Here is a 19,578-nt window from a genome sequence, read left to right as displayed (position 1 = left end):
GCCTATCCTTTCGTGTCGCAGCTGCAGGTCTTGCCAATGCGGAAGCGACCGCATTTCGGGCAGCGTTTCGCGTCAAGCTGCTTCTTGCCCGGCACGCGCAGTTTGCCGAACATGCCCAGTACGGCGATGAAGACCAGGAAGAGGAGGACGATCTTGGCAATCATGCGTCAGAGGCCATAGCGGGCGAACTGCGCCCGCTCTTCGATCTCGGCCATCGCGTCACCCGCCAGCGTCGCGCCGAAACGCTGCAACAGCCCACGCTTGCGGCCATAGGGGATGAGCTTGACCTTGTCGCCGTAAAGCTCTTTCAGCTTGGGTTCGAGATGGGCCGTGCCGTCGATCAGCCCCAGGTCCCGCGCGGTTCCAGCCAGCCAGAACTCCCCGGTGAAAAGCCGAGGATCATCGGCAAGGCGGTCGCCGCGCGAGGCTTTCACATGGTCGATGAAGATCTGGTGCATGTCGTCGAGGATCACCTTGAGCCGGGCGATATCCTCGGGGTTTTCGGGGCGGAACGGATCGAGCTGTGATTTCGACTTGCCGGCTGTATAGACCCGGCGTTCGATCCCGTGGCGGGCAATGAATTCATGCGCGCCGAACGTGCCGGAAATCACCCCGATCGAGCCCACGACCGAGGCCGCATCGGCCCAGATGTCGCGCGCAGCACAGGCAAGCCAATAGCCGCCCGAGGCCGCCACGTCCTCGATAAAGGCATGAACAGGGATGCCCTTTTCATCGGACATGCGCTGGATGCGCGATGCGATCCTCGCGCTTTGCACCGGCGAGCCGCCGGGTGAATTGATCAGGAGCGCGACAGCCACGGGTTTGCCCCGGCTGAAGGCGCGTTCAATGAGCGGCGCCAATGCCTCGTCATTGAGCGGCAGCCGGCCGCTGCCGATCGCCCCCTGAAGGCGGAGGACGGCCACCCGGGGCGGTGCTTTCACAAAGGGGATAAATCTTCTCATGATGGCTGATGTAGAGGCGCCAGGCGGGCGGCACAAGGCACGGGATCACCATGTGGCGTTATCGTGTGAATTTCCCCACGCCTGCGCGCGCGCTGCGGCGGTTACGGCTTGATCCGGTAGCCGGTGCGAAAGATCACCCAGACCACCGACAGACACAGGATCAGGAACCCGGCAATCGCCAGAAGCGACAGCGCCACCGGCACGTCGGACGTGCCGAAAAACGCCCAGCGGAACCCCGAAATCAGGTAAACGACCGGGTTGAAATAGGTCACGGTCTGCCATCCGGGCGGCAACATCGAGATCGAATAGAAGGCCCCGCCCAGGAACACGAGTGGCGTGACCACGAGAAGCGGGATCAGTTGCAATTGCTCGAAATTCCGCGCCCAGATGCCGATGATGAAGCCGAACAGCGCGAAGCTCAGGCAGGTGAGCAACAGGAAGGCCACCATCGCCCCCGGGTGCAGCACCGTGAGATCGACGAAAAGCGTGGCCGTCGCCATGATGACCAACCCGATCAGGAGTGCCTTGGTCGCCGCCGCCCCGACATATCCCAGCACGATTTCAAAGAAATTCACCGGCGCGGAGAGAAGTTCGTAAACCGTGCCGATGAATTTAGGGAAGTAGATGCCGAAAGAGGCATTGGTGGTGGCCTGTGTCATCACCGAAAGCATGATCAGCCCCGGCACGATGAAGGCGCCGTAACTCACGCCCTCGACCTCGTTGATGCGCGATCCGATGGCCGTGCCAAAGACCACGAAATAGAGCGAGGTGGACAGGACCGGCGACAGGAAACTTTGCGCGATGGTGCGGAAGAACCGCATCATTTCATAGCGGTAGATGGCACCGACGGCTTGCCAGTTCATGCCCCGTCTCCTTTCACCAGATCCACGAAAATCTCTTCGAGGCTGGATTGGCGCGTGTGGATGTCACGCAGCGCGAGCCCCTCGCGCGAGAGATCCTGCAACAGCGCGGTGATGCCCGTGCCCTCGCTCTGGGTGTCGTAATGATAGCTCAGGCTGCGCCCGTCATCGGCAAGTTCCAGGCCATAGCCAGAGAGTGCGTCCGGCACGGCCTCGACCGGGCGGCGCAGCTCGATCCTGAGCGTCTTGCGACCCAGCCGGGTCATCAGCGCCTGTTTCTGTTCGAGCAACAACAATTCGCCATTGCTGATGACGCCGACGCGGTCGGCGATGGCCTCGGCCTCTTCGATGTAATGGGTGGTCAGGATGATGGTCACGCCGTCGCGGCGCAAATCCGCCACCATGTCCCACATGTCGCGGCGCAGATCGACATCGACCCCGGCCGTGGGTTCGTCGAGAAAAAGCACGCGCGGCCGGTGGGAGAGCGCCTTGGCGATCAGAACGCGGCGTTTCATGCCGCCCGAAAGCTCGTTGATCCGAGCGCGCCGCTTGTCCCAGAGCGACAGTTTGCGCAGCACGTCCTCGATATGGGCGTCGTCGCGCCTCAGGCCGAACAGGCCACGAGTGAACCGCACCGCGTCCCAGACCTTTTGAAATGGCTCAAGCGCGATTTCCTGCGGCACCAGCCCGATGAGCGCGCGCGCGGCGCGGTAGCCGGTGATGATGTCATGCCCACCCACGCGCGCATGGCCGCCCGATGGTGAAACGAGGCCGCAAAGCATCGAGATGAGGGTGGTCTTACCGGCGCCATTGGGACCGAGCAGGGCCAGAATCTCGCCCTCTTCGATATCGAGATCCATAGGCTTGAGCGCCTCGGTCCCGTCGCCATAGACCTTGGTCAGGCCCCGGGTTTCGACGATCGCTGGCATGGGGGTCTCCTTCGTTCGCCGGGCCAACCTATGGCGCGGCGAACGAAGTTACCAGATCACCGGCTGCAGAATTATCGCGCTGCGGGGGCCGGGCGTCGGCTGGGTCAACCCCAGCATCCGCGTGTTGGAGGTCGGCGATCCGTGCTCGGCAGTGGCCAGAAAGGCGCGCAATTGCGTCCACCGAATGCGGGGTACTGATCATTCATGCATACCCGTATAGCATACCTGCGAATTCAGTCCATTCCGACGGTCCAAGGGTGGTTTTTCGCGTCATCACATGCGACATGGCATGAAACGGAGACAGGACATGACCAAGAGGGATTTCTGGGACCGGGTGGCGGAGCGTTATGCACGGCGGTCGGTGCAGGACGAGGCGGCCTATGCCTTTACGCTCGAGCGCACGCGCGCCCATCTTTCCCCGGATGGGTGCGCCCTGGAGCTGGGCTGCGGCACCGGCACCACGGCGTTGAAGCTGGCCGATGCGACGAGTCAGATCGTGGCCAGCGATCTCTCGGCCGAGATGATCCGCATCGCCCGTGACAAGGCCGAGGGGCAGGGCGCGACCAACGTGACATTCGTGCAGTCGGATGCCGAGGCCGCGCCGGACGGGGAGTTCGACGCCGTGCTGGCGTTCAACCTGTTGCACCTGCTGCCCGATCCCGAAGCGGCCCTGACGGGGATCGCAGAGCGGGTGAGACCGGGTGGGTATTTCATCTCCAAGACCCCCTGCCTGGCCGGGTCGGGGATGAGCCTGAAATTCCGTGTGCTGATATGGCTGATCGTGCCGGTCATGCAGGCATTGGGCAAGGCGCCCCGGTTTCACCGGATGAGCATTGCCGAACTGGAACGGGCGATCACCGGGGCGGGGCTCGATATCATCGAGGCTGGCAACCACCCCGCGCAACCGCCCTCGCGCTTCATCGTGGCCCGCAAGCCGGCGTGATCGGCCCTTACCGGTTCGGCTTCGGCAGGGGTTCGTTCGCCGTCCAGTCCCATGTGCCTTCGTCGCGATCAGGCACCGCCTGTTTCCAGCCCATTTCCTCGGCCCGGGCCTTGAAATTGAGCCCCTCGGGCGAGTGCCGGGTGACGCCGTCAGAAACGGTGGCGAGGCGCTGGGTCGAATTGATGGTCATTTCCATCGCCTGATTGACCACCATCTTGTGCATCGCAAGCTGGTTGGTGGGCACGCCAGCCATGCGCGCGGCCAATTCCTCGACCGCGAAACCGTGCACCTTGCAAAGCACCGGCTTGAGGCAGCGAAACAGCGACATGAATTTCTGGGTGTTGCCCCACATGAAGCGGTAATCCTTGATCGGATCCCAGGGCATCTCTTGTGTCACGTTGTTGTCGGCGCCATTCTTTTCTGCGTAATAGGCCAGATCATAGCCCGCGCAGAAGGCATCACCGTTGCCCGAGAGCACCATCACATGCACGCCCGGGTCGGCATCGGCGCGGGTCACCGCGGCCTCAAGCTCGGTCGGCAGGTCGTCGTCGATGGCGTTCATTACCTCGGGCCGGTTGAGCGTGATCCGCGCGATCCGACCGTCTTTTTCGTAAAGCACCTTTGGCATGGCATGTCCTCCCGCTTTCGAGGCAAGCCGAGCATCGCGCCAAAGACGTGGCAAGCCCGGCGTAAACTGAACGGGCGGATAGTTGCAGCCACAGGAATCCACAATTGGGGATTGACAAATCCATATGTGGGAATGTCCAATGAAATCATGAAAGATCTGGGACAGCGCACCGCGGAATTCTGCAAGCGTCATTTCGGCGGGCTCAAACCGGCCTGCGCGGCGGCGGGACTCAAATACTCGACGCTGCATTCGCAGATCACGAATGGCCGCGAGATCCCGTTTTCCACCATCGAGCGACTGTGCGAGGCCGCCGGAGTTTCGCTCGAAGCGTTCCGCTCGAACCGGGCCGAGATCGGGGTGCTCGCCCCCACGCCCAGCGCCGCGCTGCACCGTCGCGCAGCGGCGGCCTATTCCCAGGCGCTGCGCGACGTGCAGGACGAGATGTTGCGCATGGGCGGCGACATCACGGTAGATGATGTACTCAACTGGCTGCACCGAAATGACGGACGGCTGGACGATTTCGATGTGCTGCGCGAGCGGGTGGACCTGTTCTATCCGGTTCAGGGCGACGATCACTTGATGCGTCCCGCAAGAGTTGGCCGTCAAAGTCTTGCCGCGCAATATTTCAATATAGAGCATACTCAGGACTATGTGCACCGGGTTGGCCAATTGAGTCGCAGGATTATTGACGCCACGCTCGCATCACATGTCGAGGTGCAAAGACGGCAACAATATCAAATCGCTGATATCGACTTTTCCGCAATTGTTGACGGCATCGAACTCAAAGAGAAATATCGCCGTGTCATGGCGCCGGTCCAAACACCGGATGGGCAGACACTCACGCTGGTCTTCGCCAAGCTCATTTGACGCGCCCGCGATCCATCCGTCTCTTGGCGGCTTTCAGCACATGACTCAGATGACGCCCTTCGACGGCGAGAACCACGTGCGAGTTCAATCGCCCATCCGGCTCCGGATCGATCCACTGAATGGCTTCGGGAATGGTAAGTATAAAGCCATAGAGATATGCGATGCGCAGGTGATTTTCGGGAATGATGGCATACATCCAGTCGAATCCCGGCCACTTCATGACACAGATTGCCTGGAGTATCTTGATCAGGGCTTCCAGAAGAGGCAGTCGCCCCCGGTGATCGCTGCGAAATTCGAGCTCTCCGATATAGACGATATTGCCCTGGAGCAGGTCCTCGACCGGGCGGGCAATATGGGCGATGGGGTCACTGTCGCGGCCATATTGTGCGCGCGAAGTGCGACGAAGGTAGGACGAGAACTTTTCGTCGCCCAGCCGGTCGTATTTGGCCGCGACGCCGCCGACCACCTCTTCGCCCTTGTAGAGAAACAGCCAGAATGCGCGGTCGGCGGTGAAATCGTTGCGCGAGATCGACATCATCGGGGTCTGTTTCGCGCGGCCCGTCTGGGGCACGAGGCGCTGGATCTCGTCGAAATCGGTGCTGGCGCGCACCGAATAGCCCAACCGCTCGATCTCGGCATAAAACGGGACCACCGCCTGTAGAATCTCGTCTTCCCGCATCGAACGCCGCTTTTGTTGCCACCCGTGCCCGCCGCCCCCGACCTGTTACGCGCGCAGATGGGCGCGTTCAAGCCGGTGAGGGGCGATTGTGGGGCACCTGTTGCGCCCTGCCTGCTCAGAATTCGTAATCGGGCAGCAGGTCGAGCGCGTTCTTGAGCGCCTTGCCCCAGTTTTCCGACACCGCCGAGTAATAGGGATCATCCGGCGCAATGCGGCGCGCCTGCCCGAGCCGAAGGGCATCGGTCTCGACGATCTGCAGGTCGAAGGGCGCGGCCACCGACAGGTTGGCCTTGACCGTCGAGTCGAAGCTGACCAGCAACAGCTTGACCGCCGCCTCGAAGGAAAGCCGCTTGTCGAAGGCGCGCACGAGGATCGGGCGGCCATATTTGGTTTCGCCGATCTGGAAGAACGGCGTGTCCTCGCCGGCCTCGATGAAATTGCCCTCGGGATAGATCAGGAACATGCGCGGCGGGCCGCCCGCGATCTGCCCGCCAAGGATGAGCGTGGCGTTGAAGGCGGCATCGGCGCGCTGACCGGCGTCGGCGTGACGTTCGATCACCTCGCGCAGGGCATCGGCCACCAGGCTGGCGGCCCGGAACATCGAGGGCTGGGCGCGCAGCGAGGGGTCGCGATCTTCGGCGGCCTTGGTGCGCTCGTCCAGGATCGAGACAACGGCCTGGGTGGTGGCGAGATTGCCCGCCGACATCAGGACCATCACCCGGTCGCCCGGCACCTCCCAGCAATGCATCTTGCGAAAGGTCGAGATGTTGTCCACGCCCGCATTGGTGCGCGTGTCGGACATGAAGACCAGCCCGCGTTCAAGCATCAATCCCACGCAGTAGGTCATGCCGCCGCCCCGTTCCTATTGTTGTGCAACCTCGATCTGCACCGACAGGTGTTCGCCGCCGCCGCCGATAGTGAGACCGGTTACAGGAGCGGCCTCGCCATAGTCCAGCCCTGTCGCCACGCGCACATAACGCATGTCGGGCGAAATGCCGTTCGAGACGTCGAACCCCACCCAGCCAAGGCCGTCGACATGGGCCTCGGCCCAGGCATGGGCGGCGTCCTGTTCCACCCGGTCATCGAGCATCAGGTAGCCCGAGACATAGCGCGCCGGGAATCCCATCTCTCGCGCGCAGGCGAGAAAGACATGGGTGTGATCCTGACAGACCCCGCGCCCGGCGGCCACCGCGTCTTCGGCGCTCCAGTCGGAGAGGGACGCGCCGATTTCGAAGGAGATGGCCCCGGCGATCACCTCCCGCAGCGCGTGCAAGCGGTCCAGTTCGGTCTCGCCCGTGACCTTGCGGATCAGCGCGCGGCAGCCCGGACCGGCCCATGTGCGATCGGTCGGGCGCTGATAGAGCCAGAGCGGCGCCGGGCCGATATGGCGACCCACTATGCCGTGGTTGTCGCCGATCTCGACCTCACCCTCGCTGACGATCACGACATCCCCGGCCTCGCGCTCGAAGCTGATGAGTTCGACGATGTTGTTGTGATGATCCTCGAACCCCAGCTCTTTCTTGCTGCCTTCCAAATCGGTGCGCCAGTGCAGGACCTGCTGGTGATGGGTGGATTTCGGGGTCTTGCGCAACTGTTGCAGCCCGTGGCTTGCGGGGGTGTCGAACGCATAGCGGGTGATGTGGCGGATGAAGAGGCGCATGGGCTTACTCATAGAACCGGTAGTCGATTTCGATTTGCGCACCCAGTTCGGAAAGAAGCGAGAGCATCTTCTGGATGTATTCATGTAATCCGTAGTCGAGAACCGCGTCTATGTCGAAGGACAGGTAACTGCGCTCGATGTGATCGGCCAGCGACCAGGATTGCAGGCGTTCGCCGTAGTTCGCGACCAGATAACCCAGGTTGTCGCGCAGCTTGGCGATGCAAAAGGCAAGGCTGCGGGGCATCCGCTTGTCGAGGATCAGGAACTGCGCGATGTCGCGCGGGTCGATGCTGTCGCCGTATTCCATGCGGAATCCACCCCGGGCCGAGACCGAGCGCAGGATCGTTTCCCATTGCACGTTGTCGATGGACGACCCCACCGCCATGACCGAAGGCAAGAGGACATAGTATTTCACATCCAGGATGCGGGCGGTGTTGTCGGCGCGTTCGAGGAAGGTGCCGATACGGGCGAAATCGTAGATGTCGTTGCGCAGCATCGTGCCCTGGGTCGCCCCGCGCACCAGCGCGGTCTGCTGCCGGATCGTGCGCAGCGTACGCGGCAGATCGCGTTCCGATACCTTGCGGGCCAGTGCCTCGCAGACGCTCATGTAGGTGGCGTTGGTCGCCTCCCAGACCTCGTGGGTGAGCGCGGTGCGCACCAGCCGGGCGTTCTGTCGTGCCGCCTTGATCGAGGTGAGCACAGAGGATGGGTTTTCCCCGGCGCGCAGCATCCAGTCGATCGCCATATCCTTGGCCATGCTGTCATGGGCGGCATGAAAGCCAGCCGCCACACCGGCGGTTTGCAGCACCGAGTCCCATTCCTCGTCGCTGCTGCCCAGCCGGGTCAGGGCGATGCGCTGGCCGGTCTCGACCAGCCGCGAGATATTCTCGGCCCGTTCGAGATAGCGATACATCCAGAAGATTCCGTTCGCCGTCTTGCCCAGCATGTCAGTCCTCCAGCACCCAGGTGTCCTTGGTGCCGCCGCCCTGGCTCGAATTGACGACGAGCGAGCCTTTCTTGAGCGCCACGCGGGTCAGCCCACCGGCGGTGATGTTGATGCCCTCGGGACTGACCAGGACGAAGGGGCGCAGATCGACATGGCGCGGCGCCAGCCCCTTGTTGGTGAAGATCGGCACGGTCGAGAGGCTGAGCGTGGGCTGGGCGATGTAATGGCCGGGCCGGGCCTTGAGCTTGCGCCGGAAGGCGGCGAGATCCTTTCTGGTTGCGGCCGGCCCGATCAGCATTCCATAGCCGCCCGAGCCATGCACCTCCTTGACCACGAGTTCGTCGAGATGCTCGAGCACATAGGCCAGCGCCTCGGGCTCGCTGCACCGCCATGTCGGCACGTTTTTCAGGATCGGGCGTTCGCCGGTATAGAATTCCACGATCTCGGGCATGTAGCTGTAGATCGCCTTGTCATCGGCGATGCCGGTGCCGGGCGCGTTGGCGATGGTGATCCTGCCGGCGCGATAGACATCCATGATGCCCGGCACGCCCAGCGTCGAGTCCGGGTTGAAGTTGAGCGGGTCGAGAAAGTCGTCATCCACCCGGCGATAGAGCACGTCGATGGGTTTGTAGCCGCGCGTGGTGCGCATCGCCACGCGCCCGTCCACCACGCGCAGGTCATGCCCCTCGACCAGTTCCACCCCCATCTGGTCGGCCAGAAAGGCATGTTCGAAATAGGCCGAATTGTAAATTCCGGGCGTCAGCACCGCCACGCAGGGCCGCCCCCCCGACCCTGCGGGCGCGCAGGCCGCGAGTGACTGGCGCAGCTTGCGCGGATAGTTCTGCACCGGCTGCACGCGGTTCCGACTGAACAGTTCGGGAAACATCTGGAGCATCGTTTCGCGGTTTTCCAGCATGTAGGACACGCCCGACGGTGTGCGGGCATTGTCTTCGAGGACGAAGAAATCGTCGTCGTTGGTGCGCACGAGGTCGATGCCGACGATATGGGTATAGATGCCGCCGGGCGGGGCGACGCCGATCATATGTGGGAGAAAGGCGACGTTGCGCGCGATCATTTCTTGCGGGATGCGCCCGGCGCGGACGATTTCCTGGCGATGATAGATATCGTGCAGAAAGGCGTTGATCGCGCGCACCCGCTGGTCGATGCCGCGCGAAAGGCGCTGCCATTCGCGCCCCGAGATAATGCGGGGGATGATGTCGAAGGGGATCAGGCGTTCCTCGGCCTCGGCCCTGCCATAGACGTTGAAGGTGATCCCGGTCAGGCGGAAAAGCTCCTCGGCCTCGCGTTGCTTGGCGCGCAGGCTTTTGGGATCCTCACCTTCGAACCAGCCCTGAAACCGTTCGTAGGGTGCGCGCAGCATCCCGTCACGACCCCACATCTCATCGAATTTCACCGTGTCGTTCATTCCGTGATTAGACCCCGAAGCGGTCGGCAGGTCCATTCCGCAAATGCGTGATGGCTCGATTAGGACATTCCGACCGACGCGGCCTTCAGCGAATGCGCAAAATATAGGCAAGTCCGCGGATTTTCCAGCCGTGGCTGATGCTGCATCGCCTCGCTGTTTTCCGCGCACATATTGATCAGGATCAAGGTCAGCACGGCGGCGAGCGCAATAATCGATCTTCACTGAAATATTACGACAATTGATCTTAACCGCCACGTAACGGCATTTGATAAGGGCCCCGGCCATGTCGAAACTGATATTCTTTTCCGCAAATGATGGTGTCCACGGCGACGAACTCTGGGCTACCGACGGCACCCCCGAAGGCACCCGGATGGTTCAGGACATCCTGCCACCGGAGAACACGCCCTGGCCGGACAACCCCGATTTCATAAGCAGCAACCCCCGCTATCTGGCCACATTGCCAGATGGCCGCGTGGTTTTTCAGGCCAGCGATGAATTGTTTCGGCGTGACGAATTGTGGGTCAGCGACGGAACGGAAGAGGGCACGGGCGTTCTCAGGGACATCGGCGGCGACCGCGACAGCAGCACGCCGCGCTACATGACGCCACTGGGCGATGGCCGGATCGTCTTTTCCGCCGAGGCCGGTCAGGACATGCCCTACAGCGACAGCGGGCGCGAGTTGTGGATCACCGACGGCACCAGCGCGGGCACCACGCTTCTCAAGGATATCAATCCGGGTATCGACGAATGGGAATCGCCCCTCAGAAGCAACCCCGAGAGTTTCATCGCCCTGCGCAACGGCAAGGTTGTCTTTACCGCCGATGACGGCGAGCACGGGCGCGAGCTTTGGGTCACAGACGGCACCGAGGCAGGCACCGTGATGCTGCGCGATTTCCAGCCGGGACCCGGGTCAAGTTCGATCTGGAGCCTGAACATCATGGAGCTTGATGACGGGCGCCTGAAGTTCGAGGTTGGCTTGCCACCCATTGTCGAGGGCGGAAGCTGGACATACGAGGAATGGGTGACCGATGGCACGCCGGAAGGCACCGTTCCCCATGAACCAGATACATTCGTGGCCCCCGATCAACCGGAGCTGTTCGAACGCGGGCCGGGCGAAGCCGCCTATCCGACCAATCAGCCATTCGATCCGATCGGATTGAGTGAAACGCGCACCCTTTTCGGCGCGCTCGGCGCGCGACAATTCGATCATGATGACCTCGTGGGTCATGAACTGATTCCAAAGGTTTTTTTCGACGAGAGCGGGGTCGGCTTCCAGGTGCGGGGCGAATCGGGCGCTGGCGTCGTGGCGGCGTTTACGGGCACCGATGGCACGGCCTTTGCCGGGACCAGCATTGGCAGCGGGGGCAGCGGCTCGCTCGGCGTCTACTCGGACCGGCTGGCCGAGTTGGGTCCAGGCCCGATCACCATCTCCGCGGTGAGCCCGCCGGTTTTCGTGACCAATGATGAAAACGTCACCATAAAGATCACCTATCAAGGGGGCGAGGGTAGCGTAACCCAGAACTATTTCGCCTACAGTCCAGGCGAGCGCTGGTTCGCTCCCAGTCTCGAAACCATGGAGGCATTGGGCGAGGGTCCGATCTCGGTCGTGTCCGTCATCGGCGAGACGCGAGAGTTTTTCGGCGGGCCGATCATATCCTTCGATCTGCCCTATCGCGTCGGCGATATAACGGGTGTGATTTCCACGGGCCGCGAACTCTGGAGGACCGATGGCACCGAGGACGGCACCCAGCTTCTGGCCGATATCAATCCCGGGTTATTCGACAGTTCACCCTCGGACTTCGGAACCTTTTCAGACGGGCGGATCCTTTTCACGGCAATCGACGGCTCATCCGCTGATCTCAGCGAGGCATCACGCGGGCTGTGGATCACCGATGGCACCGAGACAGGCACGCGAAAGCTGGCCGACGATGTTGGCGGGGTGCGTCACGTGGCGGTCGTGAACGAGCGGCACATCGTCAAATCGGATGAAGACAACGCGGTCTGGGTCACGGATGGCACCGCTGCCGGAACGGCAAGGATCGTCGAGTCGAACAGCAATCACTTTCAATCGCGCGACTTGCCTGACGGCAGGCTCTTGCTCGAGGTGGAAACGGCCCCGGACACCTATCATATATGGGTGTCCGACGGTACGCAGGACGGCACGCGTTTCGTGACCGACGCGGCGCGGCTTTCGGGCTTCTGGGGTGAAGAGACCTACTTCGATGCCGAAACACTGATCTTTACATATAATGACCCGGATCTCGGTCTTGAGCTTTTCAAACTGGATCTCGAAGCTGGTGGCCTGACCCTGCTGGGCGACATCAACCCCGATGGCAGCAGCAGACCCACCAACCTGACACTGGGCATTCCGGAGGCCCTGCGTGCACCGGTCTCGACCCTGTTCGAGACGCGCGTGACCCTGCTGGATGAAGACGCCGACACCGTTCGGCTTGACGATTACTTCACCGACCCGCAGGGGGGCGCGCTCGACTTTGCTGTCGAAGGCTTGCCCGACGGTGTGGCGTTGGATCCGCGTACCAAGGCCATCACCGCCGCGCCGGATGCCGAACCGGGCCGTCACGAGGTGACGGTCATCGCCGAAACGACGCTGGGCGGGCGCACGACCGACAGCTTCGAATGGGATCTGGTCGATACCGGAAATCTTCTGATCGAGGCCGAGGGGGACTGGGGGCGCGTCGACCGCGACAGCCCGATCACGCTGGATCCCGGCAAGACACTCACGATCGGGCTGAAAGGGGGCGCGGCCAACCTGCTGAGAATTGAAGGCGCCGAAGCCACGATCGAAGATGGCAAGCTGAGCGTTCTTGGCAAGGTGTTTTCAGGGCAGTTCGCCACGGACAGGCCATTCATGGAAGGTGGCTTTACCATCGACATGACCACGCTCAGCGTATCGGATTTCGAGGACAGGGGCATCGAGGAATCGCACCGGCTGGTCGGCGATCTGATCGAGATGAGCTTCTCCGACATCGCGCTCAGATCCGATGGGATCGTGCTGCGCACCGATCTGGAATTCGGCGACGCCTTTAGTGCCTTCAGCACCGAGGGCGGGCTTCTGGCGTTGAACGTCGGCGACGAGGGCCCATCCTTTGGCCTGTCGGAACTGGGCACCGGGCGCTGGTTCACCGACGAGGCTCTCGCGCTGCCGCTGCCCGAGGGGGCGCCGTTCTCGGTCGAGTTCTCAAATCTCGGCATGAGTTATGACATGCTGACCGACAGCATCTACCTGATGGGCAAGGCCGAGCTCAGCTGGGGCGAGACAGTGGCACGGGAATACAGTTTCCTCGCCGACAGCACCACGAGCAAGCTGACGCTCGACCTTGCCCGCGAGGATGAGGACGAGGACCTTTTCGCCAAGGGCGACAAGTTCCTGCGTATCGGCACGGATGCCGAGGGCTGGAACTGGGATGTTGTCGGCGAAATCATCTACGAGGGCCAGGAAGGCAGCAAACCCGCGCCGGGGCGGCCGCTGGTCGAGGAAATGCGTTTTGCGCTCGACACGGTGGAGAAGGAGGTCGAGGCCGGGTTCAAGGGCACGCTGCCTTTCCTCTTCAAGGGCCTGACGCTGGAGGCCGAGATCGGTGCGACATGGGACCCGCTGGCCATCGACAGCTTCGGCTTTGGCATTGACGGACTCAACAAGCCGCTAGGCACGACCGGGCTTTTCGTGCAGGGGGGCAAGCTGGCCGCCGAGAACCTGAGCACGCAGGACCCCGAGGAATGGCCCGAGGTCAGTGCGCAGATCGACATGACCGTGGGGCCGAATACCGATCTCTTCGTCTCGCCCGTGCGCGGCAATGTCGGCGGCAAGATCGCAGGCGCCGAGGCCACACTGGGATTCGAGGCCGAAAGCAAGGTTGAATACCTGCTGCCCGGCGAGATCGAGCGCATCGCCGCGCCTATGACCCGCTGGCTGGGGGTTGATGAAGGCGATGTTCTCGCCTTCGAATTGATGAAGCTGGCTGGCGACATCTCGGTCAATTTCGCGCGGCCTACATTCTCGGCCGGATTGGCGGCAAGTTTCCTGGGCGAGATGATCACAGGCGAGGCCCGGTTCACGAGCGAGACGCTGGATGACGTGACCAATCTTGGAGCCTCTGTTTCGGCCATTGCCACTTTCCCGGAGGCGATCCCCCTGATCGGTGGCTTGTCGCGCTCTGGCAGCGGGCTGGCGGAATTCTCATCCGACGGTGACAATGCGAACGATTTTGCCGCCGCCTGGACCAGCTTCTCGGTGCCGCTCTATGGCACCACCTCGGCCGGGCTGCGCTTTTGGCTCGATGGTAGCTACGAAGTCATGGGGCGTAAGGCGATCGAAGAGATCGGCAGCTGGGAACTGGGCCCCGAGCAGGACCTGGTGATCCTCTCCGCCCAGTGGCAGAATGACTCCGACACGGCCAGGCTTGAGCTGATTGCGCCAGATGGCACTGTCCTGACCGAGGCGGATTTTGGCACCGATACCGGGTTTGCCGGCGCTATTGCCCTGGTGGATGATCTCACCGGACCACTGGGCCGTCATGTGGCGTTGCAAAACCCGGTGGCCGGCATATGGGATGTGCGGCTGGTCGATGAGGCCGGCCTTGGCGATGTGCGCTATGAGGCCAGCGACATGCTGACCGGCCCGCAAGCGAGCATCACGGGGATAGTCACCCCACCGGGCACACGTGCCGGGGTGGTTGAGATCGACCTTGCACCGGGCGATGCCGACGAGATCGCGCTCACGCTCTTTGTTTCGGAAACCCCCGACGCACTCTCCGGCTTCACCGTGATCGAGGCCGTGGTGCCCGCCAACGAAGCCGGGGCGTTGAGCTTTGACTGGGATTTCGCCGCACTTGCCAGCGGCAGTTGGTGGCTGCACGCGCGGGCCGAAGGTGATGGGCTCGTACCAGCCGTGGACATGTTCGCCACGCCGATCGAGGTGTCGGGGAATGCCGACCTGGAGGTCTTGCTGGAACAGCAACCTGCGGCCGGCGGCGCGACCGTCCTGTCGGTGACGGTGACAAACGCGGGTGACATCGCGTCGGGTGCCGGATGGCTTGAGCTCAGCGCACCCGATGCCGCATTGGACGGCCCAGGCTTGCCGGATACGCAACCTTTGACCCAGACCCTGAGCGAGATCGTTCTGCCGGATCTTGCGCCAGGCGCGAGCACGCGTCTTGATTTCGCGCTACCCTCGGGCCTGGAGGTGATGGCGCAGCCGGTGATCGCCGAGGTTTCTACCGCAGTTTACGACGCAGATCTCGACAACAACAGCGACGTACTGTTCCTGGCTGCGCTGAGCGTCGAACGCGACGGAGCCATCACCACCCGCGGCGGCACCGGGCTGGAAGGCGCCGAGGTCACGGCCAGCCTGGACGATGGCAGCAGCGTGAGCGCACTCACCGGCCCCGATGGAGGTTTCACACTCGAGGGCATCCCTGCGGGTGCGGTGGGCACGGTCGATGCAAGCCATGCTTTCAACCCTGCCGAGACCGGCATCACTCCCAATGATGCGCTGGAAATCCTGCGCATCGCGGTGGGGTTGCAGCCCGGCTTTGGCCCGGCCGGCCCGCTGGATCACATTGCCGCCGATATCGACCAGAGTGGCGAGGTCACCCCCGGCGATGCGCTGGAGGTGTTGCGCACCGCCGTCAATCTGCCCAGCGAGCACGCTCCGCAATGGATCTTCGTCGATGCGACGGCAGACCTGAGCGGCATCACAAGGGACTCGGTGCATTACGACCCCGGCATCGACCTCGGCGCCCACCCGGTCGACATGCCGCTCGACATGACCGCGGTTCTGCTTGGAAACCTGTCCGACGCGGCATGAACTCAAACCCTTGGGCCCATGCGATACTTCCAGTGACCGGGCCGGTCGCGTCCATGATCGTGCCCGGGCTGAACGCGGCGGTCTCATGCTTGCGATCGCTGCCCGCTCGATCCTGCCGCGCATGGAGCGGCCGCTCGTCTGGCTGAGCCGCTCGCATCTGAGTATCAGCCGGGAAAATGTCGCGGAAACCAGAGATTGAGGTTGCTGGCGACATTATCACGCGCGGTCTGGCGCGTGAAACGGTCCGGGTACATCAGGATATTGAGCCAAAGCCCGTCGAAAAGGCCCTCGAGCATTCGGGACATCGCCTGTGCCGATATTCCCTGATAGCCGCCTTCTATGATGATCTGGTCACACAGGCCGGCGGTGACGTTCTGCCGCTCCAGATCGACATTGCCCGAGATCTTGCGATAGGCCTGTCGGTGCCGGGACTCGCCGAAGAAGGCGAACCATACGGCGAGCTTTCGGCGGTTGCATATCCTCGGATGAAACTGTGCATCGACGATCGCCTGCAGCTTGGTCGCGGCATCGATTTCGCAGAGCGATGATTTGCTGATCCATAGCGCGCGATGCTCGTCTGCAAGATGCCGCAGGGTCGCGGCCAGCAGCGCCTCCTTGTTCTCGAAATGGAAGTTCACGAGTCCGAGTGACAGCCCGGCCTCCTGTGTGACCTTGGTGAGCGTCGTGCCCGAGATGCCGTGCTTGCTGATCGAGGCAATCGTTGCCTCGATCAACTGCCGGCGCCGCGCCTCTGGCGGCGCCGTTCTCGACCTTGGTGCGTTGGGTTTGACGCTGGGCATCGCTCTTCACTGAATGGTGATTCAATCAATTGCTTGATTTTGTCCTCCGGTCAAGGCAAGGATTTGATCAAATTCTGCGGATCAAAGGAGTCTTCGAGATGAACCCGACCCTTCCCAGCCAGGCCCAGGTCGTCATCATCGGCGGCGGCTCGATCGGCTGCAACATCGCGTATCACCTGACCCAGCTTGGCATGAGTGATGTCGTGGTGCTGGAGCGCGACAAGCTGACATCCGGCACAACCTGGCACGCGGCGGGAGAGATCGTTCCTGCCGTGCTGGGCGCGGAGTGGGAGTGCGAACTCTACCTGCATGGTCGTGACCTCATCTCCAATCTTGAAAGTGAGACGGGGCAGGCAACCGGCTGGCGCGAGGTCGGCTATATTCAACCCGCCGATACGCCCGAGAGACTTGAAGAGATGCGCCGGGGTGCGGCGTTCATGAACCTGCATGGCTTCGAGATCCACGAGATTTCACCTGCAGAGGCCGCCGAACGGTTTCCCATCGGCGACTTTTCCAACACGCTCGCTGCCTTCTGGTATCCAAAGGAAGGCCGCACCAACCCGGTCGATACGACGATGGCGCTTGCCCGCGGCGCGCGCAAGCGCGGTGCGCAGGTGATCGAGGATATCGCTGTCAGCGAAATACTTGTGCGAAACGGCCGTGCCGCGGGGGTGCGCACCGATCAGGGCGAGATCGCCGCCGAGCATGTGGTTATTGCCGCCGGCATGTGGTCGCGCCAGATCGGCGCGAAGGCGGGGTTGAACCTGCCGTTGCAGGCGGCCGAGCACTACTATCTCATCACGGATGAGATCGACAGCATCGACCGCGATCTTCCGCTGCTCGAGGATCCGCACAACTGGTCCTACTATCGCGAAGAGGTCGGGGGGCTTCTGGTGGGCCTCTTCGAGCCCGATGCGGCACCCTGGATGGTCGACGCGATCCCCGAGGATTTTTCCTTTGGCGAGATCGCGCCCGACTGGGATCGCATGGCCCCTCACCTCGAAGCCGCCTTCAGCCGGGTGCCGAGCGTTGCCGAGGCCGGCGTTCGCAAGTTCTTTTGCGGCCCGGAAAGCTTTACCCCCGACCTGGCACCACTTGTCGGCGAGGCCCCGGGCCTGCGCAATTGCTGGGTCGCGGCAGGCATGAACTCGCTGGGCATCCTCTATGGTCCGGGCATCGGCAAGATGCTGGCGCACTGGATCGTCGATGGTCGCTGCCCGGTCGATCACACCTCGTTCAACGTGGACCGCTTCGCCGATGGCACCCACAACACCCCGGCCTTCCGCCGCGCGCGAACACCCGAACTGCTGGCGAAAAGCTTCGGCGCGCACTTCCCGAACGAGAGCTTCAAGACCGCGCGCGGGCTCAAGCGGTCTGCGCTGCACGACCGGCTAAAGGCGGCAGGAGCCTATTTCAGCGAAAGCCACGGCTGGGAATTGCCCGACTGGTTCGCGCCGACACCGCAAGATGCAAGGATCGAAGCCTATGGCTGGGGACGGCAGAACTGGTTCGGCTGGCACGCCGCCGAACATCGCGCCGCGCGTGAAAACGCAGTCCTCATGGACATGTCGTCGATGTCGAAGTTCCTCGTCCAGGGGCGTGACGCTTGCGCACTTCTCAGCCGCATCAGTTGCAACGATGTGGACGTCGCGATCGGTCGGGTGGTCTATACTGCATGGGCCAACGAGGCAGGCGGGTTTGAAGCCGACCTGACGGTCACCCGCATGGCCGAGGACCGCTTCATGGTGGTTGTCGGCGAGAACAGCCACGGCCACACCGAAACCTGGATGCGGCGTCACGTTGAACCGGGCGAGTTCGTGACGATCACCGACATGACCGGCGGGATCACGCAGATCAACCTGCATGGCCCGAAGGCCCGTACCATTCTGGAGACTGTCAGCGACGCGGATCTCTCGAACGCGGCTTTCCCGTTCATGACCGCGCAGGATATCGACCTCGGGTTCTTCCGGGTTTTCGCGCTGCGTGTCACCTATGTCGGTGAACTCGGATGGGAACTTCAGGTGCCGAGCCTGCATGCGGTCCAGGTCTATGATCTGCTTGTCGAAGCCGGCGCCGAGCACGGCTTGCGCAATGCGGGCATGCAAACACTTTCCTCGCTCAGGCTCGAAAAGGCATATCGGGATTTCGGCGTCGATGTGGACAACACCGACAACCCGATCGAGGCCGGGCTCGGTTTCGCGGTGAAGCTCGAAAAACCAGGCGGATTTGTCGGCCGAGATGCCCTTGCCGATATCAAGGCCGCCGGCACGCCAAGACGGCGCATGCTTCAGTTTCTGCTGAGCGATCCCGAGCCGCTCCTGCATGGCAATGAAATTATCCATCTCGATGGAAAACCTGTCGGCTATATCCAGGTCGGTGCCTATGGTCATACCCTCGGCGGCGCGACGGGAATCGGCTTCGTGGAAACCGACACTTCTTGTACCGCAGAGCGGGTCGCTGCGGGTGACTGGTCCATCGAGATCGCAGGCCGACGCTACGGTGCAAAGGCGGCGCTCAAACCGCTTCTCGATCCGAAAATGGAGCGGGTGAAAATGTAAGTTGGCTACGCATTCCATGCGCGAGGTCGGTATCGGCCGAAAGGTCATGCATATCCGCGAAAGTTCGAACAGGTCCTGGTGTATCCAAGCGATCTTTCCCGTCCCGGACGGAATACCCATGCAGGCCAACGTTTCTCGATTTTCTCGGGAACTTGATTTCTTTCCCGCGCCTGCGAAAGCTTTGGTGACAAGCATTTGGCGGCGATCTCTGTCTTGGTGTGGCCGACACCTGTGATCGGAAATCAAAGCGGGGCAAAGAGAATTCTCGCCATCATGCCAAGGTGACTTCGCAGTCCAATTGATGTGAGGTCCATCGTCCCCAATACGGAATCCGGTCCCAATGCAGCGCGTCAGGTGCTTCTGAAAAATGCCCCCCCGGGATTCTGATCTCGTGCGGTTAAAGTGGTGCCCGGGGGCGGAATCGAACCACCGACACGAGGATTTTCAATCCACTGCTCTACCCCTGAGCTACCCGGGCACGGGTTCGGGCGGG

General features: G+C 62.4%; 15 protein-coding genes and 1 tRNA gene. 4 read left to right on the top strand and 12 right to left on the bottom strand.

The window, feature by feature from the left end; translation table 11 throughout:
- Positions 1-2 precede the first annotated feature (2 nt).
- The 4 genes from ACESL9_RS07740 to ACESL9_RS07725 form a co-directional block, all read right to left on the bottom strand.
- On the bottom strand, positions 3-164 hold the full coding sequence (locus ACESL9_RS07740; protein WP_372612483.1) for a hypothetical protein: 162 nt from the start codon (positions 162-164) through the stop codon (positions 3-5).
- Between the two features lie 3 nt (positions 165-167).
- Positions 168-962: a S49 family peptidase gene (locus ACESL9_RS07735; RefSeq protein WP_372612485.1), complete on the bottom strand. Its 795-nt coding sequence runs from the start codon at positions 960-962 to the stop codon at positions 168-170.
- Positions 963-1,063: 101 nt separating this feature from the next.
- Complete coding sequence (locus ACESL9_RS07730) at positions 1,064-1,825, bottom strand: ABC transporter permease (RefSeq protein ID WP_372612487.1); 762 nt, start codon at positions 1,823-1,825, stop codon at positions 1,064-1,066.
- Positions 1,822-2,751 carry an ABC transporter ATP-binding protein gene (locus tag ACESL9_RS07725; protein WP_372674679.1) on the bottom strand — a complete coding sequence of 310 codons (930 nt, stop codon included), beginning with the start codon at positions 2,749-2,751 and terminating at the stop codon, positions 1,822-1,824. Before ACESL9_RS07725 ends, ACESL9_RS07730 begins: the two co-directional genes overlap by 4 nt.
- A gap of 307 nt (positions 2,752-3,058) precedes the next feature.
- On the opposite strand from ACESL9_RS07725, the gene ACESL9_RS07720 reads away from it, so the two are divergent.
- Positions 3,059-3,694: a class I SAM-dependent methyltransferase gene (locus ACESL9_RS07720; RefSeq protein ID WP_372612491.1), complete on the top strand. Its 636-nt coding sequence runs from the start codon at positions 3,059-3,061 to the stop codon at positions 3,692-3,694.
- Between the two features lie 7 nt (positions 3,695-3,701).
- Here ACESL9_RS07720 and ACESL9_RS07715 read toward each other — a convergent pair whose 3' ends face one another.
- Positions 3,702-4,322, bottom strand: coding sequence for an enoyl-CoA hydratase-related protein (locus ACESL9_RS07715; RefSeq protein WP_372612493.1), 621 nt, complete (start codon positions 4,320-4,322; stop codon positions 3,702-3,704).
- A gap of 3 nt (positions 4,323-4,325) precedes the next feature.
- Here ACESL9_RS07715 and ACESL9_RS07710 point away from each other — a divergent pair, with 3 nt between their 5' ends.
- On the top strand, positions 4,326-5,189 hold the full coding sequence (locus ACESL9_RS07710; RefSeq protein WP_372674677.1) for a hypothetical protein: 864 nt from the start codon (positions 4,326-4,328) through the stop codon (positions 5,187-5,189).
- Here ACESL9_RS07710 and ACESL9_RS07705 read toward each other — a convergent pair.
- The 5 genes from ACESL9_RS07705 to ACESL9_RS07685 all read right to left on the bottom strand — a co-directional run bounded on the left by ACESL9_RS07705 (position 5,182) and on the right by ACESL9_RS07685 (position 9,900).
- Positions 5,182-5,868 carry a hypothetical protein gene (locus tag ACESL9_RS07705; protein WP_372612497.1) on the bottom strand — a complete coding sequence of 229 codons (687 nt, stop codon included), beginning with the start codon at positions 5,866-5,868 and terminating at the stop codon, positions 5,182-5,184. The genes ACESL9_RS07710 and ACESL9_RS07705 overlap by 8 nt on opposite strands.
- 115 nt (positions 5,869-5,983) lie before the next feature.
- On the bottom strand, positions 5,984-6,715 hold the full coding sequence (locus ACESL9_RS07700; RefSeq protein WP_372612499.1) for a peptidase: 732 nt from the start codon (positions 6,713-6,715) through the stop codon (positions 5,984-5,986).
- Between the two features lie 15 nt (positions 6,716-6,730).
- Complete coding sequence (locus tag ACESL9_RS07695; protein ID WP_372674676.1) at positions 6,731-7,528, bottom strand: transglutaminase domain-containing protein; 798 nt, start codon at positions 7,526-7,528, stop codon at positions 6,731-6,733.
- 4 nt (positions 7,529-7,532) lie between these two features.
- Complete coding sequence (locus tag ACESL9_RS07690; RefSeq protein WP_372612503.1) at positions 7,533-8,474, bottom strand: alpha-E domain-containing protein; 942 nt, start codon at positions 8,472-8,474, stop codon at positions 7,533-7,535.
- Position 8,475: 1 nt separating this feature from the next.
- Complete coding sequence (locus tag ACESL9_RS07685) at positions 8,476-9,900, bottom strand: circularly permuted type 2 ATP-grasp protein (RefSeq protein WP_372612505.1); 1,425 nt, start codon at positions 9,898-9,900, stop codon at positions 8,476-8,478.
- Positions 9,901-10,183: 283 nt separating this feature from the next.
- Between ACESL9_RS07685 and ACESL9_RS07680 the strand changes: the two genes are divergently transcribed.
- Entirely contained in the window at positions 10,184-15,727 is a 5,544-nt protein-coding gene (locus ACESL9_RS07680) for an ELWxxDGT repeat protein (protein ID WP_372612507.1), read from the top strand.
- Between the two features lie 164 nt (positions 15,728-15,891).
- Here the strand turns inward: ACESL9_RS07680 and ACESL9_RS07675 are convergent, their stop codons facing one another.
- Entirely contained in the window at positions 15,892-16,527 is a 636-nt protein-coding gene (locus tag ACESL9_RS07675; RefSeq protein WP_372674675.1) for a TetR/AcrR family transcriptional regulator, read from the bottom strand.
- A 98-nt stretch (positions 16,528-16,625) separates the two neighbouring features.
- On the opposite strand from ACESL9_RS07675, the gene ACESL9_RS07670 reads away from it, so the two are divergent.
- Positions 16,626-19,085: an FAD-dependent oxidoreductase gene (locus ACESL9_RS07670; RefSeq protein ID WP_372674674.1), complete on the top strand. Its 2,460-nt coding sequence runs from the start codon at positions 16,626-16,628 to the stop codon at positions 19,083-19,085.
- A gap of 403 nt (positions 19,086-19,488) precedes the next feature.
- Here ACESL9_RS07670 and ACESL9_RS07665 read toward each other — a convergent pair.
- Positions 19,489-19,563, bottom strand: a tRNA-Phe gene (locus ACESL9_RS07665).
- Positions 19,564-19,578 lie beyond the last annotated feature (15 nt).

Origin of the sequence: Aquicoccus sp. (assembly GCF_041686535.1) — a bacterium.
Taxonomy (GTDB): Bacteria; Pseudomonadota; Alphaproteobacteria; order Rhodobacterales; family Rhodobacteraceae; genus Aquicoccus.
The sequence above is the reverse complement of the archived record's forward strand: the minus strand, read 5'-3'. Positions and strand labels throughout refer to the sequence as shown.

Excerpts from the sequence above, each read along its gene's own strand:
- ACESL9_RS07705 (WP_372612497.1), bottom strand. The coding sequence starts at position 5,868 with ATGCGGGAAGACGAGATTCTACAGGCGGTGGTCCCGTTTTATGCCGAG.
- ACESL9_RS07735 (WP_372612485.1), bottom strand. The coding sequence starts at position 962 with ATGAGAAGATTTATCCCCTTTGTGAAAGCACCGCCCCGGGTGGCCGTC.
- ACESL9_RS07670 (WP_372674674.1), top strand. The coding sequence starts at position 16,626 with ATGAACCCGACCCTTCCCAGCCAGGCCCAGGTCGTCATCATCGGCGGC.
- ACESL9_RS07690 (WP_372612503.1), bottom strand. The coding sequence starts at position 8,474 with ATGCTGGGCAAGACGGCGAACGGAATCTTCTGGATGTATCGCTATCTC.
- ACESL9_RS07715 (WP_372612493.1), bottom strand. The coding sequence starts at position 4,322 with ATGCCAAAGGTGCTTTACGAAAAAGACGGTCGGATCGCGCGGATCACG.
- ACESL9_RS07720 (WP_372612491.1), top strand. The coding sequence starts at position 3,059 with ATGACCAAGAGGGATTTCTGGGACCGGGTGGCGGAGCGTTATGCACGG.
- ACESL9_RS07700 (WP_372612499.1), bottom strand. The coding sequence starts at position 6,715 with ATGACCTACTGCGTGGGATTGATGCTTGAACGCGGGCTGGTCTTCATG.
- ACESL9_RS07675 (WP_372674675.1), bottom strand. The coding sequence starts at position 16,527 with ATGCCCAGCGTCAAACCCAACGCACCAAGGTCGAGAACGGCGCCGCCA.
- ACESL9_RS07680 (WP_372612507.1), top strand. The coding sequence starts at position 10,184 with ATGTCGAAACTGATATTCTTTTCCGCAAATGATGGTGTCCACGGCGAC.
- ACESL9_RS07695 (WP_372674676.1), bottom strand. The coding sequence starts at position 7,528 with ATGCGCCTCTTCATCCGCCACATCACCCGCTATGCGTTCGACACCCCC.
- ACESL9_RS07740 (WP_372612483.1), bottom strand. The coding sequence starts at position 164 with ATGATTGCCAAGATCGTCCTCCTCTTCCTGGTCTTCATCGCCGTACTG.
- ACESL9_RS07730 (WP_372612487.1), bottom strand. The coding sequence starts at position 1,825 with ATGAACTGGCAAGCCGTCGGTGCCATCTACCGCTATGAAATGATGCGG.
- ACESL9_RS07710 (WP_372674677.1), top strand. The coding sequence starts at position 4,326 with ATGTCCTCCCGCTTTCGAGGCAAGCCGAGCATCGCGCCAAAGACGTGG.
- ACESL9_RS07725 (WP_372674679.1), bottom strand. The coding sequence starts at position 2,751 with ATGCCAGCGATCGTCGAAACCCGGGGCCTGACCAAGGTCTATGGCGAC.
- ACESL9_RS07685 (WP_372612505.1), bottom strand. The coding sequence starts at position 9,900 with ATGAACGACACGGTGAAATTCGATGAGATGTGGGGTCGTGACGGGATG.